Source organism: Pseudomonas paeninsulae (assembly GCF_035621475.1).
Taxonomy (GTDB): Bacteria; Pseudomonadota; Gammaproteobacteria; order Pseudomonadales; family Pseudomonadaceae; genus Aquipseudomonas; species Aquipseudomonas paeninsulae.
This window is the reverse complement of sequence record NZ_CP141799.1, coordinates 1,199,664-1,215,229: the sequence shown is the minus strand read 5'-3', so window position 1 is coordinate 1,215,229 and position 15,566 is coordinate 1,199,664. Positions and strand designations below refer to the sequence as shown.

Here is a 15,566-nt window from a genome sequence, read left to right as displayed (position 1 = left end):
ACTACGCGATGACACTCAACAGGATCACCGCAGGCTTGGGCCTGAGCGTCTCATTACTCTCCGCCAGCTCGGTATGGGCAGTGCAGATGAGCGACGACAACTTTGGCCTCGACATCAAGATCACCGCGCAATCGGAAGATGACCGCGACCTCGGCACCCGCGACGGTGGCGACGTCAACGGTATCGCTGCCGACCTGCGCCCCTGGCTGTATGGCCAACGCGGCAACTGGAGTGCCTTCGCCATGGGCCAGGCGGTGGTCGCCAGCGACATTATCGAGACCGACACCCTGGAGTCGTCCGACACCGAGCTGTCCAGCGATACCCAGCAAGACGGCCGCGAGCGGAAAAAGAACTACCTGGCGCTGCGTGAATTCTGGGTCGACTACGCCGGACTCACCGACTATCCCGGCGAGCACCTGCGTCTGGGTCGGCAACGCCTGCACAACGATGACGGGCAATGGCGCGATACCAATATCGAAGCGCTGAACTGGACCTTCGACACCACCCTGCTGCGCGCCAGCCTCGGCACCGCGCAACGCTTCAGCGACTACCGCAGCGACATCGACGAATTGGCCCCGGAAGACGAAGATCGTCTGCACGTATTCGGCGATGTCGAGACCCAGTGGCGCCCAGGACATTGGGTCGGCCTCAACGCCCATCACTCTGACGATAACGGCAAACTGGCCAACCCCGGCGAGCCGATCGACGCCCTGGACAAGCGCGCCACCGGCAAGCTGACCTGGCTCGGCGTGCAAGCCAACAGCGATGCCTACAACTTTCGCAACCAGAAACCAGTCAACTACTGGGCCAGCCTCACCTCGTTGAGCGGTGACCGCGAAGACCTGTCGCGTGGTGTCGTCAACGGCCAGGAAGTCGCCACCGGCAAAAACAGCGACAACGTCAACGCCTGGGCCACCGACCTGGGCCTGCGTTTTCGCCTGGACCCCAGCTGGCAAGTCGGCGGCGCCTATGCCCGTGCCAGTGGTAGCGGCGATGACAACGGTAACGGCACAGGCAACTATCGCCAGACCGGCCTGCAAAGCAACCGCTCAAACTTCACCGGCACCCGTTCCAGCGTGCACCGTTACGGTGAAGTCTTCCGCGGCGAGCTGAGCAACCTGCAGTCGGCCACCCTGTTCGGCTCCTGGCAGATGGCCGAGGATTATGACGCCAGCCTGGTCTACCACAAATTCTGGCGGGTCGATGACCAGCAGCAGATCGGTAGAAGCGGGATCAACGCAAGCTTCGATGACCCGCTCTCAAACGCTATCCCTGCCCCCCAGGTCGACCTGGTGGATGGCGAGAAAGACCTCGGCCAGGAGCTCGATCTGGTGGTCACCAAGTACTTCAAGCAGGGCCTGCTGCCTGCCTCGATGAGCGAAGCGATCGACGAGCCGGCGGCGCTGGTACGTTTTCGCGGTGGCGTGTTCAAGCCCGGCGATGCCTACGGCAGCGACACCGACTCGATGATGCATCGCGCCTTCGTCGACGTTATCTGGAAATACTGAGGACAACGCCATGACGCAACGACCAGGCAAACTCAAACAAGGCTGTGCAGTAGGTCTGCTGTGCAGCGGCCTACTGTTCGGCGCGCTGCAGCTGGCGGCGCCCTGGGTGCAAGCGGCGCAAGTGCTTGAAAATACTAATGAACCGACCCAGACGCTCAAGGAAACCAACAACTACACGATAACCAGCGTACCGGTCGAGCAGCTGCATCTGGATACACCCACCCTGCCCGATCTCAGCGGCTACACCGCTGCCGCCGTCGAGGCCAAGATCCAGCGCAAGCCCGGCGGCAAGGTAGTGGTGCGGCGCATGGTGCGCCAGGATGCCCTGCAGGACTTTGTCGGCGGCAACGGGCGCCTGCGCGAATGGGTCGAGCGGCAGAACGGCATGCCCCAGGCGATCTTTATCGAAGGCGGTTACATGACGCCCAAGGATCTCGCCCGCAGCCTGCCGGATAGCCAATTTCGCGAGGTCAAGCCGGGCGTCTACCTGGCGCGCCTGCCGATCGTCGTGGCCCAAGGGGCAACCCTGCACGTGGGCAAGGACACCAAGGAACTGCGCCTGTCTCAGGAACGTGGCAGTTTTTTGGTCAACGACGGCCAGTTATTCTTCACCGACACCAAGCTCACCGCCTGGCGTGAAGCGGACAACGGCCCGGCGAGCTTTCGCAAGGCCGATGAGTTCCGCCCGTTTCTGGTGTCCTGGGGCGGCAGTGAGCTGTACATCTCCGGCAGCGTTTTCACCAGCCTGGGTTACAGCAACAGCAAGTCCTACGGCGTCAGCATCACCCAGTACACCCCCAGCATGCAGGCTCGCCTCAAACGCCCGGAACCGACCGGCTGGCTGATCGACTCGGAGTTCGTCGACCACTGGTACGGTTTCTACTGCTATGAAGCCGAGAACGTGGTGCTCAAGGGCAACACCTACCGCGACAACATCGTCTATGGCATCGATCCGCACGACCGTTCCCATGGCCTGATCATCGCCGAGAACACGGTGCACGGGACCAAGAAAAAGCACGGCATCATCATTTCCCGCGAAGTCGACGACAGCTGGATCATCAACAACAAGAGCTACGACAACAAGCTCTCCGGCATCGTCCTCGACCGTAACAGCGTGCGCAATCTGGTGGCCTACAACGAGGTGTACCAGAACCATTCCGACGGCATCACCATTTACGAGAGCTCGGACAACCTGCTGTGGGGCAACAAGGTGTTGAACAATGCCCGCCACGGCATTCGCCTGCGCAACAGCACCAATATTCGCCTGTACGAGAACATCTCGGCGGCCAACGGCCTGACCGGCATCTACGGCCACATCAAGGACCTGTCTGACACCGACCGCAACATCGAACTCGACCCCTTCGACACCGAGGTGTCGATGATCGTGGTCGGCGGCACGCTCGCCGCCAACGGTTCCAGCCCACTGTCCATCGACTCGCCGCTTTCCGTGGAGCTGTACCGCGTGGAAATGCTCGCGCCGAGCAAAAGTACCGGCATCAGCTTCTCCGGCATCCTCGGCGAAAGACAGGATGAAATTCTCGACTTGATGGTGCGCCGCAAGCTGGCAGTGCTCATCGACCCGGTCGAAAATCAGACCGAACTCCAGGATTGAGGAACTACAACGTGATCAAACGCCACTTCAATTTCCGCCAACTGGCCCTCGCCAGTGCCCTGCTGGGCGCTGCGGGTAGCGCCATGGCCGAGCCGCAGTACCAGGTGCAGCGGGTTGGCCCTCTGTGTCCGATCGCCCAGGACCCGAGCCAGTACAACACCAAGTACCTGAGCTTCTTCACCGCGCTGGTGCAGGGCCAAGGCGATTGGCTGTTCCGTAGCGGCAACGACCTGCGCACCGATTTTGGCACCACGCCCGCCGGCTACCGCCAGTTCAAACGCCTGCGCGACACGCTCAAGCGCAAAGGCATCGAGCTGATGGTGGTCTATCAGCCGACCCGCGGCCTGGTGAACCGCGAGCAGCTGAGCGCGCAAGAGAAAGCCAACTTCAACTTCGAGCTGGCCAAGCGCAATTACCTGCAAGCCATTGCCGACCTGCGCAAGACCGGGATCTGGGTGACCGACCTGTCGCCGCTGTTCGACGAACAGGACGTGGACACCGCCTACTACTTCAAGGCCGACCACCACTGGACGCCGGCTGGCGCCCAGCGCACCGCCGAACTGGTGGCCGAAACCCTGAAGCAAATGCCCGGTTTCGACGAGGCGCCAAAGAAAGAATTCGCCAGCAAGGTGGTCGGTCTGCTGGGCAAGGCCGGCACCCTGCACAAGACTGCGGCCACCTTCTGTGGCGCCACCTATGCCACCCAATACGTCGAGCGCTTCGAGACCGAACCGGTGGGCGAAGCCGATAGCGCCGGCCTGTTCGGCGACGAAGCCGACCCGGAAATCGCCCTGGTCGGCACCAGTAACAGCGGCCCGGCTTACAACTTCGCCGGTTTCCTGCAGCAATACAGTGGTGCCGAGGTACTCAATAGGTCGGTCAGCGGCGGCGGCTTCGACAGCTCCCTGCTGCAATACATGTCCAGCCAGGAATTTCACGAAAATCCACCGAAGATCCTCATCTGGGAGTTCGCTACCCATTACGACCTGGGGCAAGCCAGCTTCTACCGCCAAGCCATACCACTGGTAAACAACGGCTGCCAAGGCCGCCCGGCAGTGATGAAGAACAAGGTCACGCTCAAGCCCGGCGCCAACCAGGTCCTGGTCAATGGTGAGAACCGACCACTGCTGGATCTGCGCGGCGGCGACTACCAGGTCGACCTGACTTTCAGCGACCCCAGCGTGCACAACTCCAAGGCCACCCTCTGGTACCTCACCGGTCGCCGCGAGAACTTCAAAATCGAACAGAGCGACCGTGCCGGTACCGACGGACGCTATGTCTTCGAACTGCGCAACGAAGCCGATTGGGTCGACCTCAATCTGCTCGCCCTGGACATTCACAGCCCGGAAAACATGCCGGCAAATCTCAGCGTCGAGGCAACCCTGTGCAAACGCCCCGCCGCTAGCGACAAAGCCGTCACGGCACAAGCCCAGTGACGGTTATAGGAGGCACGATGAAACGCCCCACTTGGATACTCGGCCCCTGCCTGCTCGGCGCGGCCCTGTTCGCCCAACCGCTGCTCGCCGCCAGCCTGGTGCCGCCGGCTGGCTACTACGCGCCAGTGCCGGTCACCGACAAGAAGGCGAGAGCCTGTCAGGCAGCGCCACAGCCCTACACCGACAAGCTGGTGTTTCGCAGCAAATACGAAGGCTCGGGCAAGGCCCGCGCCACCCTCAATAAGGAGTCGGAAAAGGCCTTCCGCGACAAGACCGCCTCCATCACCGAACTGGAGCGCGGGGTCGGCAAACAGGTCACGTACTACATGCGCGAAGGCCAACCCGAGCAGCTCGAATGCACCCTGCAGTGGCTGAGCGAATGGGCCGAGGCCGGCGCCTTGCTCAGCAGCGATTACAACCACACCGGCAAATCGGTGCGCAAATGGGCGCTGGGCAGTCTGTCCTCCGCCTACCTGCGCCTGAAATTCTCCGAGTCGCAGCCGCTGGCAGCCTATCCGCAGCAAACCCAGCAGATCGAAGCCTGGTTCATCAAGATGGCCGAGAACACCGTGCATGACTGGAGCAATCTGCCGCTGAGGAAAATCAACAACCACAGCTACTGGTCTGCCTGGTCGGTGATGGCCACGGCCGTCGCCACCGACCGCCGCGACCTGTTCGACTGGGCGGTGGAGCAGTTCCGGGTGGGCGCCAACCAGGTCGACCCTGACGGCTACCTGCCCAACGAACTGAAACGCAACCATCGCGCGCTGGCCTACCACAACTACGCAATGCCGCCGCTGATGATGCTCGCCGCCTTCGCCCAGGCCAACGGCGTCGACCTGCGCGAAGAGAACCAGGGCGCGCTCAAGCGTCTAGCCGAGCGGGTGCTGGACGGGGTGGATGACCAGGACGACTTCGCCAGCAAAACCGGCGAGAAACAAGACATGAAAGAACTGAAGAAAAACAGCAAATACGCCTGGCTGGCGCCCTACTGCACGCTCTATGCCTGCACGGCCGACACCAAGGCACTCAAGCACAAGATGGGCTCCTTCAATAATTTCCGCCTCGGCGGCGATGTGAGCCAGCTGTTCGACCCGAAGAAGCCCAAAGACAGTTGAGTCACCTCGAACGGTGAACGCTTTACCGGGCTGGACGCAATAGCCCCAGCAAGCTTGCAAGCCCGTCCACGGACGGTGTGAAACACCCTCCCGCTCGCGGGGGGTAAGGGGGGCTTGCGAGCCCCGGAAGAGTTGTAACTCACCGGAGATCTACGGATGGTCTTTTCATCCAACGTATTCCTGTTCCTGTTCATGCCGATCTTTCTCGGCCTGTATTACTTGAGCAGTAATCGCTATCGCAACCTGTTGATCCTGATCGGCAGCTACGCCTTCTACGCCTGGTGGCGGGTGGACTTCCTCCTGCTGTTCGTCGCAGTCACCCTGTGGAACTACGGTTTCGGCCTGCGCATCTATCGCGCCGGAGTGCGCAGCAAGGCGGCGCAGCGCTGGGTGATCGGCGGCGTGGCCGGCAACCTGGCGACCCTGGGTTACTTCAAGTACGCCAACTTCGGCGTGGAAAACATCAACAAGGTGTTGGAAGGCGCCGGCTTCGAGCCGTTCCTGCTGACCCATGTGATCCTGCCGATCGGCATCTCCTTCTATATCTTCCAGTCGCTCAGCTACCTGATCGACGTGTACCGCGGCGACACCAAACCCACGGAAAACCTGATCAACTTCGCCGCCTTTATCGCCCTGTTCCCGCAGCTGATTGCCGGGCCGGTATTGCGCTACAAGGATCTGGCCGACCAGTTCACCGACCGCACCCATAGCCTCGACAAGTTCTCCGAAGGCGCCACGCGCTTTATGCAGGGCTTCGTCAAGAAGGTGTTCATCGCCGACAGCCTGGCGCCGCTGGTCGAGCAGATTTTCGCCCTGCAAGACCCCAGCACCGGCGACGCCTGGCTGGGCATGATCGCCTACACCGCGCAACTGTATTTCGACTTCTCCGGCTACAGCGACATGGCCATCGGCCTCGGCCTGATGATGGGTTTCCGCTTTATGGAAAATTTCAACCAGCCCTATATCAGCCAATCGATCACCGAGTTCTGGCGACGCTGGCACATCAGCCTGTCGACCTGGCTGCGCGACTACCTGTACGTGCCGCTGGGCGGCAACCGCAGCGGTACCTTCAACACCTACCGCAACCTGTTCCTGACCATGCTACTCGGTGGCCTGTGGCATGGCGCCAACTGGACCTTCCTGATCTGGGGCGCCTGGCACGGCATGTGGCTGGCGATCGAACGCCTGTTTGGAGTGAACGCCGCACCCAAGGTGATCAATCCGCTGAAGTGGCTGTTCACCTTCTTCCTGGTGATGCTCGGTTGGGTGATCTTCCGCGCCGAGAACCTGGACATCGCCTGGCGCATGTACAGCGCCATGTTCAGCCCGGCGCTCTTCAGCAGCCAAGGCTTGCAGCTCAGCGAACTCAACAGCGCCAGCATCAGCGACCTGCAGATCGCCACCCTGGTATTGGCCTATGCGGTCATGGCCTTTTGCGGCTTGCGTCAGTTCTATCGCCACAAGGCGCTGGATGCCCGCGCCGATGGGCCGGCGACCGACCTGTCGCGCATGGTCAAGGCCGTGCCTGGCGATGAGCAGGGGCTGCTCGTTGGCAGCGGCGGAGTGCTGGTGCAACAAGCCACCTGGAGCGCCGCCGTACCGCGCTACCTGGTCCGGGGCGCGTTGCTCCTGCTGTTCTGCGCTTCGGTGTTGAAGCTCTCGGCGCAGAGCTACTCCCCCTTTCTTTATTTCCAATTCTGAATGAGGCCGAGCATGACGCGTCCATTACGCAAACTCTACATCGCCCTGTTCCTCGGCGTGCTGACCCTGCTGCTGCTCTGGTCCATGCGCGGGGTCCTGAGTTACCAGGCCCCCAACCAGTTCAGCGTGCTCGACGGCAACCTGGCGACAAGCTTCGAGAGCCATTACGACAAGCAATTCCCGATCAAGCAGCTCGGCACCAATGTCTGGGCCGCGCTGGACTACGTGCTGTTCAACGAAGGCCGCCCCGGGGTGGTGATCGGCAAGCACGACTGGCTGTACTCGGATGAAGAGTTCAACCCGGTGGCCGACGGTCAACAGAATCAGCGCGACAACCTGGCGCTGATTCAGGGCGTGCGTGACCAACTGGCGCAACACGATGTGCTGTTGCTGCTGGCGATAGTGCCGTCGAAGTCGCGCCTGTACCCGGAGCACGTCGGTGACAACCCCATCAGCAGCCAGCGCAAGGATCTCTACCAGCGCTTTCACAGCGCGGTGCGCAGCGCCGACATCGCCGCACCGGATTTGCTCGCCAACCTGCAGGCCGAGAAGAACAGCGGGCAACTGTTCCTGCGCACCGACACCCACTGGACACCGCTGGGCGCGGATCTCGTCGCCCGCCAACTGAGTGAAACCGTCAGCCGCTCGCTAGCCCTCAACGGCGAACCGCAGGAGTTCGTCACCCAGGCCACCAAGCAGAAGCCACTGCTCGGCGACCTGACCAGCTTCCTGCCGCTGGCGCCGCTGTTCGAGCAACTGCTACCCGAACCCGATCAGTTGCAGCAGTACCAAACCCGTGCCGCGGACCAGGTCAACGGCACCGATGCGCTGTTCGCCGACAGCGACATGCCGGTGGCGCTGGTCGGCACCAGTTACAGCGCCAACCCCAACTGGAATTTTGCTGGCGCCCTGCGCCAACACCTGCAACGCGACCTGAGCAACCACGCCGAAGACGGCCAGGGGCCGATCGTGCCGATGCTCAAGTACCTACAAAGCGACGAATTTGCCAACGCCACACCGCAGCTGCTGATCTGGGAATTCCCCGAACGCTACCTGCCGATGGCCAACGACCTCAGCAACTTCGATCAGGCCTGGATAGCCGAGCTGAAAAGCAACAGCAGCCAACAACGCCTGGCCAGCAGCAACAACAATTGAATCAGCCGTCCGTTCTGAGGTCTCACCCCCACATGGTCGACAGATCATTTTGTTAAATCACATGGAGCACTACCCATGAACAGACCAACCAAATACAGCTGGATGTCGTACGTCGGCGCCATCGCCCTGGGCTTCAGCGCCCTGCACGCACACGCCGGCGAAGGTGGCCTCTACGCCCCCATCGCGCCCAAGGGATCGGCCTTCGTCCGCGCCTATAACGCCGGCAACAGCGAGCTCAGCGTCAGCGTCGGCAACACCGAGCTCAGCGACGTTGCGCCGCTTGGCTCCAGCGACTTCAGCTATCTCCCGGCCGGCAGCTACAGCGCCCAGGTCGGCAGCAGCAGCCTGCCGGTGAAACTCGACGCCGACCGTTACTACACCCTGGTCAACCAGCCGGGCGCAGAACCCAAGCTGGTGGAAGAAGCCGCATTCCAGAACAAGCAGAAAGCCCTGCTCCGGGTACAGAACCTGTCCGACAGCACGCTCAGCCTGAAGACCGCCGACGGCAAGGCCGCGGTAGTCGACAACGTCGCCCCGGATGGCAACGGCGAGCGCGAAGTCAACCCGGTCAAGATCAGCCTGGCGCTGTTCGACGGCAACAAGAAAGTCAGCGACCTCAAGCCCGTCACCCTGGCGCGCGGTGAGGTAGTCAGCCTGTACATCACCGGCAAGGCCAGCCAGCTCTCGCCGGTGTGGGTCAAGCGCCCAGCCAAGACCGATTAAGCAACCCGGACAGCAGCCAAGCTCGGCAATAGACCGACCTGCAATTAGCGCCTTCATGAGGAGGCGTTTTGGAGTGATGCCCCCAGAGCTGTTCGCTCAGCCTGGGTAACTGGACCTCCCGCCAGAGTGCGGGAGACGTCCAACCGAGTGCATAAACGCTTTAGGAGTACAGACATGATTCCAGTAATTCTTTCCGGTGGTAGCGGTTCGCGCCTATGGCCCCTCTCGCGCAAGCAGTTCCCCAAGCAGTTCCTCGCCCTCACTGGCGATGACACCCTGTTCCAGCAAACCATCAAGCGCCTGACCTTCGACGGCATGCAGGCGCCGCTGCTGGTGTGCAACAAGGAACACCGCTTTATCGTCCAGGAACAACTGCAAAGCCAACAACTGGAGTCCCAGGCGCTCCTGCTCGAGCCCTTTGGCCGCAATACCGCGCCGGCGGTGGCCATCGCCGCCATGAAGCTGCTCGCCGAAGGCCGTGACGAGCTGCTGCTGGTCCTGCCCGCCGACCATGTGCTGGAAAACCAGCAAGCCTTCCAGGACGCCCTGGCGCTGGGCAGCAAGGCCGCCGAAAAAGGCGAAATGGTGCTGTTCGGCATCCCGGCTGTGCGTCCGGAAACCGGCTACGGCTACATCAAATCGATTGCCGACCCCCTTCTGCCAGAAGGTGTGATTCGCGTGCAGTCCTTCGTCGAGAAACCCGATGAAGCGCGCGCCCGGACATTCGTCGAGTCCGGCGACTACTTCTGGAACAGCGGCATGTTCCTGTTCCGCGCCAGCCGTTACCTGGAAGAACTGAAGAAGCACGACGCCGACATCTACGACACCTGCCTGCTGGCCCTGGAACGTAGCGAGATCGAGGGTAATATCGTCAATATCGACGCCGCCACCTTCGAGTGCTGCCCGGACAACTCCATCGACTACTCGGTGATGGAAAAGACCACCCGCGCCTGCGTGGTACCGCTCGATGCTGGCTGGAACGATGTCGGCAGCTGGTCGTCGATCTGGGACGTGCACGACAAGGACAAGAACGGCAACGTCACCAAGGGCGATGTCATGGTGCACGACAGCCGCAATTGCCTGGTGCATGGCAACGGCAAGCTGGTCTCGGTGATCGGCCTGGACGACATAGTCGTGGTGGAAACCAAGGACGCCATGATGATCGCCCACCGCGACCACGTGCAGGACGTCAAGACCGTGGTCAATCAGCTCAATGCGCAAGGCCGCAGCGAAACCCAGAACCATTGCGAGGTCTATCGGCCTTGGGGTTCCTACGACTCGGTGGACATGGGCGGACGCTTCCAGGTCAAACATATCTCGGTCAAGCCTGGCGCCACCCTGTCCTTGCAGATGCACCATCACCGTGCCGAACACTGGATCGTGGTATCAGGCACCGCCGAGGTGACCTGTGACGACAAGGTGTTCCTGCTCACCGAAAACCAGTCCACCTACATTCCCATGACCGCGGTGCACCGCCTGAGCAACCCCGGCAAGATCCCGCTGGAAATCATCGAAGTGCAATCGGGCAGCTACCTCGGTGAAGACGACATCGAACGCCTGGAAGACGTCTATGGTCGCAGCCAGGCAACACCGCTGAGCATCGTCGCCAACTAAGTCGACTTTAAACCCGCGGCAAACAGACGCCGGCCCTTGTCACAGACAGGGCCGGCGTTGCTTTTTTCGACATCCGCCAGCAGGGCGCATGTCGCCCCAGCCTTGTGTAGGATAAAGCCCTGTTTTATCCACCAAGGTTCCCCCTATGTTATTCGGCGCGATACTGGTTCTGAGCTGGCTGGTCCTGCTGATCCGCTACCCGAGCAAAGCCCTGCCTATCTCCCTTGCCGCCTTGATCGGCCTGGGCCTGGTGGCTAGCTGGGTGCTCTGGCAGGAAAGCCGCGAGATGCGCCACCTGGCGCATATGCAACTGCGCCTGGTCTACGATCCGCAAAACTGCCCAGCCAACCGCCCCCTGGCCCTGACCCTGAAAAACGGCAGCGACGCCGCCCTGCTCGAACTGCACTGGAAGATCGCCGCCAACCGCCCCGGCGACAGCGTCAACCTGGTCGAACGCCTCTACGAATCCCCCCGCTACAGCGGCCCCGGCGAACTGCTGCCAGGCGCCACCTGGCAGGACTGCCTGCCCGTGCCGACCCTGCGCAGCGGCTACCGCGCCAGCACCCTGGAATTCCGGGCCGAACGCCTGCAAGGCAGCTTCAGTCACTGAAAAACTACCTGTATTGGCCCTCTTCTTGAAAAGATAAGGGCGTTAAAAACAGGCTCGGCAAGCCGCTTGCGGCTAACGCGCTTCAGCGCGACCCGAAGGGCGAGTGAAACGAGTAATGCTCATTTACAGTAGTAAACTCGCGTGCGAGCCCAGTCCGCTTGATTCGCTGCGCTCACCCTGCGGGTCAGCCGTTGGCTGTTACTTCACTGCGCTACGTTTCTCGCCGCTTTGATCAGCCGAAGGCTGTTTCTACATAGCGCCTTGTCTTGCCTGCCTCGCCTACGTTTTTTAGCGGCCTAATACGTATAACAACCAAGGATGCCCGCATGACCCAGCCCACCGCCCTGATTACCGGTTGCTCCAGCGGCATCGGCCGCGCCCTGGCCGACGCATTCCAGCAGGCCGGCTATCAGGTGTGGGCCACGGCCCGCCAAAGCGCCGACCTCGCCACGCTCAGCGCGGCCGGGTTTACCGCGGTGCAACTGGACGTCAACGACGGCCTGGGCCTGGGTCAACTGGCCGAACGCATGCAGGCGCAAGTCGGCGGCCTGGACGTACTGATCAACAACGCCGGTTACGGCGCCATGGGCCCGCTGCTCGATGGCGGCGTCGAGGCCATGCGCCGGCAGTTCGAGACCAATGTGTTTGCCCTCGTCGGCGTGACCCGGGCGCTGTTCCCGCTGCTGCGGCGCAACAAGGGCCTGGTGGTGAATATCGGCAGCGTTTCCGGGATTTTGGTTACCCCCTTCGCCGGGGCCTACTGCGCCTCGAAAGCCGCCGTACATGCGCTGTCCGATGCCTTGCGCCTGGAGCTGGCGCCCTTCGCCATCGAGGTCATGGAAGTGCAACCCGGCGCCATTGCCTCCAGCTTCGGCGCCAATGCCAGTCAGCAGGCCGAGCAGCTGATCGACGAAGCTTCGCCCTGGTGGCCACTCCGTGCGGGTATCCGCGCCCGCGCCAACGCCTCCCAGGACAACCCCACGCCCGCCAGCCACTTGGCCCGCAACCTGCTCGCTGCCGTGCAAAGCGCCAAGCGCCCGCGCCTGTTGCGCCTGGGCAACGGCAGCCGGGTCCTGCCGCTGATCGCGGCACTGGTGCCAAAAACCCTGCTCGATGCGGTCCTGAAAAAACGTTTCGGCTTGAACCGGAGTCTCTGAATGCCTGCCTCAAATGATCTGACTTCGCGCCCTGCCGCCGTGCCCGTCGCCCGCCTGGCCCTAAGTGGTGTAGCCGCGGTGATCGTGCTCAATCTGCTGCTGCGCACCTTGGTCAAACTGGGCGGTCTGCTGAGTACCTTATTGATCGCCATGGTTGTGGCCGGCGGCATGGCCCTGTGGTTTGCGTGGCGCAACAGCCGCGCGCCGCTGCCGAGCGAACGGCGGCATCTGGTCTGGCTCTATGGCGGGGTACTGGCGCTGCTCTATCTCGGCCTACTGGGGCTGATGACGCTCAAGGACGACCCCAGCCCCATGGCCCTGCTGATCCTCGCCCTGCACTACCTGTGCTATCCGCTGTTCGCCCAGCTGGTGTTCTCCGAGCGGGTTTTCGCCAAGTTTCGCTAGCGCCTGCTGGCCTGCACCGTTCAGCCGGCGGAACCCTGCGCCGCTGTGCAACTCTATACTCAAGGCAGATCGTGCATGAGTCGGAGACGAACTGTGCCAGCGCCAAGCTCCACCAACCAGGAACACCCGTACCTCAACCGCGCGTTGCGCACTTTGAGTGGCTGCAATCGGGCGTTGCTGCGTGCCGAAGACGAGGCCACCCTGCTCCAGGCGATCTGTCGGGTGATCGTCGAGCAGGCCGGTTATCGCCTGGCCTGGGTCGGCCGCGCCGAGCACGATCCGTGCGAAGACAGTGTCCCCCCTGGCCCATGCCGGGGTCGACCAGGCCTATGTCGACTCGCTGAACATTTCCTGGGCCGACAACGAGCGCGGCCACGGCCCCTCCGGCACCGCGATCCGCACCGGCCAGCTGAGCCTGACCCACAACCTGCTGACCGACCCCGACGCCGCACCCTGGCGCGAGGGCGCCATCCAACACGGCATCGCCTCGGTGCTGTCGCTGCCGCTACGGGTCGACGGCGAGATCTTCGGTGCTCTCGGCATCGGTGCCCCGGAGCCCGATGCCTTTGCCGCGCAAGAAATGGAACTGCTGAGCGAAGCCGCCGAGGACCTGGCATTCGGCATCGAAACCCTGCGCAGCAAGGCCCGCCGCGCGCAGGCCGAGCAGGAGATCCAGCGCCTCAATCGCGCCCTGGCGACGCGGGTGGCGGTCAACCATGCACTGATCCATGCCAGCGATGAGTCCGACCTACTCGAGGAAGTCTGCCGGGTGCTGGTGGCCGAATGCGGTTACCGCCTGGCCTGGGTCGCCTACCGCCAGGAAGACCCCGCCGAGCCGGAGCGCCAGGTTGCCTACGCCGGCAGCGATCACGGTTTCCTCGCCCGCGCCGATACCTGGGCCGCCGGCGCCAAGGGCAAGGCCTACATCCAGCGCTTCGCTGCCGAACTCGAGGCCGGCCGACCGCTGGTTATCCGCAACCGCCTCGACGAACCGATAGATGAGCTACTGGACGAGGCCATCGAGCACGGCTTCGCCTCGGCCATCGTGCTACCACTGAGCGTCGACGAGCAACTGATCGGCAAGCTGGTGATCATGGCAATGGAGGCCGACGCCTTCGACGAGCAGGAGGTCGAGCTGCTGTTCGCCACGGCCAAGGATCTGGGTTTCGGCATCGCCACCCTGCGCACCCGCGCCAAGGCGGCGCAGGCGGAAGCGACCATCAGGCGCATGGCCTATTTCGATGCGCTGACCGAACTGCCGAATCGCCTGAATCTGCGCGAACAGCTGGAGGATGCGATTGCCAGCGCCAAGCAGGAGCACCGGGCGCTCGGTCTGTTGCAACTGGAAGTCGGCCGCAACCAGGCAATCAACGAGACCCTCGGCTACCCCGAAGGTGACCGCCTGCAGCAAGCCATCGCCGCGCGCCTGGTGCAGGCGGTGAGCGCGAGCAGCACGGTGGCGCGCATCGGCGAGAGCGAATATGCCGTATTGATGCCCAGCGGCGGTGCCGAACAGGCGTCGCAACTGGCGCAGAAGATCCTGGTGGCGCTGTATGAGCCGATCGACCTGTCCGGGCTGCTCCTCGATGCCCGCGCCAGCATCGGCATCGCCCTCTACCCCGGCCACGGCACCGACTCGGACGCGCTGATCCGCCGCGCCGGCAGCGCCATGGATCAGGCCAAGCGCTCCAGCGCCGGCTATGCGCTGTTCCAGGGCGGTCTTGACAGCGAATGCGCCCAGCACCTGACGCTGATGAGCGAACTGCGCCGGGCGATCGATGGCAACCAGCTGCTGTTGCACTACCAGCCAAAACTGCAGATCGCCACCAACAAGGTGTGCGGCAGCGAAGCCCTGGTGCGCTGGCAGCATCCGCAACATGGCCTGCTGCCACCCAACGACTTCATCAAGTTGGCCGAGAGCGCCGGGCTGATCACCCCGCTCACTTACTGGGTGCTCGACGCGGCGCTGGGCCAGAGCTATGCCTGGCACGAGGAAGGCGACGCGCGACCCATCTCGGTCAACCTGTCGGCGCACGACCTGCGCGACCCCAAACTGCTCGAGCGGATTCGTGGCGCCTTTGCCACCTGGGGCGCCCAGCCCAACTGGATCGAGTTCGAGCTGACCGAAAGCGCGCTGATGGAAGACCCAGTGGCGGCCCTGCAGACCCTGACCCAACTGAGGAACCTCGACACCCGGCTGACCATCGACGACTTCGGCACCGGCTACTCCTCGCTGGCCTACCTGCAGAAACTGCCGGTGGACTCACTGAAAATCGATCAATCCTTCGTCACCAACATGCTCAGCGACGACGATGACTCGGCGAAAATCGTGCGTTCGATCGTCGAACTGGCGCACAACCTCGACCTCGAGGTGGTTGCCGAGGGCGTGGAAAGCCGCGAAACCCTGACCCGCCTGGGCAACTTCGGTTGCGACATCGCCCAGGGTTTCTCGATCAGCCGGCCAATTCCCGGCGACAGCTTCCGTGCCTGGGAAGCGCTGTCGACCTGGCATTGAGGGACGCACACC

The 15,566-nt window shown here is 62.7% G+C and carries 12 protein-coding genes; all 12 read left to right on the top strand.

The genetic code is table 11. From position 1 onward, the window contains the following. Positions 1-8: 8 nt before the first annotated feature. The 12 genes from VCJ09_RS05545 (at position 9) to VCJ09_RS05490 (ending at position 15,554) form a co-directional block, all read left to right on the top strand. Positions 9-1,508, top strand: coding sequence for an alginate export family protein (locus VCJ09_RS05545; protein WP_324734603.1), 1,500 nt, complete (start codon positions 9-11; stop codon positions 1,506-1,508). A 10-nt stretch (positions 1,509-1,518) separates the two neighbouring features. After that, entirely contained in the window at positions 1,519-3,120 is a 1,602-nt protein-coding gene (gene algG, locus VCJ09_RS05540) for a mannuronan 5-epimerase AlgG (protein WP_324733468.1), read from the top strand. Between the two features lie 11 nt (positions 3,121-3,131). Beyond that, on the top strand, positions 3,132-4,556 hold the full coding sequence (locus VCJ09_RS05535; RefSeq protein WP_407693009.1) for an alginate O-acetyltransferase: 1,425 nt from the start codon (positions 3,132-3,134) through the stop codon (positions 4,554-4,556). 17 nt (positions 4,557-4,573) lie between these two features. Continuing rightward, the gene (locus VCJ09_RS05530) at positions 4,574-5,674 is read left to right on the top strand and encodes a mannuronate-specific alginate lyase (RefSeq protein WP_324733467.1); all 1,101 of its coding nucleotides are present in this window, start codon (positions 4,574-4,576) and stop codon (positions 5,672-5,674) included. A gap of 156 nt (positions 5,675-5,830) precedes the next feature. Further along, the gene (locus VCJ09_RS05525; RefSeq protein ID WP_324733466.1) at positions 5,831-7,375 is read left to right on the top strand and encodes an MBOAT family O-acyltransferase; all 1,545 of its coding nucleotides are present in this window, start codon (positions 5,831-5,833) and stop codon (positions 7,373-7,375) included. A 12-nt stretch (positions 7,376-7,387) separates the two neighbouring features. After that, on the top strand, positions 7,388-8,530 hold the full coding sequence (locus tag VCJ09_RS05520; RefSeq protein ID WP_324733465.1) for an alginate O-acetyltransferase: 1,143 nt from the start codon (positions 7,388-7,390) through the stop codon (positions 8,528-8,530). A 75-nt stretch (positions 8,531-8,605) separates the two neighbouring features. Continuing rightward, complete coding sequence (locus VCJ09_RS05515; protein ID WP_324733464.1) at positions 8,606-9,253, top strand: alginate O-acetyltransferase AlgF; 648 nt, start codon at positions 8,606-8,608, stop codon at positions 9,251-9,253. Positions 9,254-9,427: 174 nt separating this feature from the next. After that, complete coding sequence (locus VCJ09_RS05510; protein WP_324733463.1) at positions 9,428-10,867, top strand: mannose-1-phosphate guanylyltransferase/mannose-6-phosphate isomerase; 1,440 nt, start codon at positions 9,428-9,430, stop codon at positions 10,865-10,867. Between the two features lie 145 nt (positions 10,868-11,012). Continuing rightward, positions 11,013-11,477: a multidrug transporter gene (locus VCJ09_RS05505; protein ID WP_324733462.1), complete on the top strand. Its 465-nt coding sequence runs from the start codon at positions 11,013-11,015 to the stop codon at positions 11,475-11,477. Between the two features lie 326 nt (positions 11,478-11,803). Further along, positions 11,804-12,634 carry an SDR family oxidoreductase gene (locus VCJ09_RS05500; RefSeq protein ID WP_324733461.1) on the top strand — a complete coding sequence of 277 codons (831 nt, stop codon included), beginning with the start codon at positions 11,804-11,806 and terminating at the stop codon, positions 12,632-12,634. Further along, positions 12,635-13,039 carry a hypothetical protein gene (locus VCJ09_RS05495; RefSeq protein ID WP_324733460.1) on the top strand — a complete coding sequence of 135 codons (405 nt, stop codon included), beginning with the start codon at positions 12,635-12,637 and terminating at the stop codon, positions 13,037-13,039. Positions 13,040-13,331: 292 nt separating this feature from the next. Continuing rightward, the gene (locus tag VCJ09_RS05490) at positions 13,332-15,554 is read left to right on the top strand and encodes a sensor domain-containing phosphodiesterase (protein WP_324733459.1); all 2,223 of its coding nucleotides are present in this window, start codon (positions 13,332-13,334) and stop codon (positions 15,552-15,554) included. The last annotated feature ends 12 nt before the right edge of the window (positions 15,555-15,566 follow it).

Bases quoted from the DNA above. Each gene is read 5' to 3' on its own strand.
- VCJ09_RS05505 (WP_324733462.1), top strand. From the start codon at position 11,013: ATGTTATTCGGCGCGATACTGGTTCTGAGCTGGCTGGTCCTGCTGATC.
- VCJ09_RS05525 (WP_324733466.1), top strand. From the start codon at position 5,831: ATGGTCTTTTCATCCAACGTATTCCTGTTCCTGTTCATGCCGATCTTT.
- VCJ09_RS05495 (WP_324733460.1), top strand. From the start codon at position 12,635: ATGCCTGCCTCAAATGATCTGACTTCGCGCCCTGCCGCCGTGCCCGTC.
- VCJ09_RS05530 (WP_324733467.1), top strand. From the start codon at position 4,574: ATGAAACGCCCCACTTGGATACTCGGCCCCTGCCTGCTCGGCGCGGCC.
- VCJ09_RS05515 (WP_324733464.1), top strand. From the start codon at position 8,606: ATGAACAGACCAACCAAATACAGCTGGATGTCGTACGTCGGCGCCATC.
- algG (WP_324733468.1), top strand. From the start codon at position 1,519: ATGACGCAACGACCAGGCAAACTCAAACAAGGCTGTGCAGTAGGTCTG.
- VCJ09_RS05520 (WP_324733465.1), top strand. From the start codon at position 7,388: ATGACGCGTCCATTACGCAAACTCTACATCGCCCTGTTCCTCGGCGTG.
- VCJ09_RS05500 (WP_324733461.1), top strand. From the start codon at position 11,804: ATGACCCAGCCCACCGCCCTGATTACCGGTTGCTCCAGCGGCATCGGC.
- VCJ09_RS05545 (WP_324734603.1), top strand. From the start codon at position 9: ATGACACTCAACAGGATCACCGCAGGCTTGGGCCTGAGCGTCTCATTA.
- VCJ09_RS05510 (WP_324733463.1), top strand. From the start codon at position 9,428: ATGATTCCAGTAATTCTTTCCGGTGGTAGCGGTTCGCGCCTATGGCCC.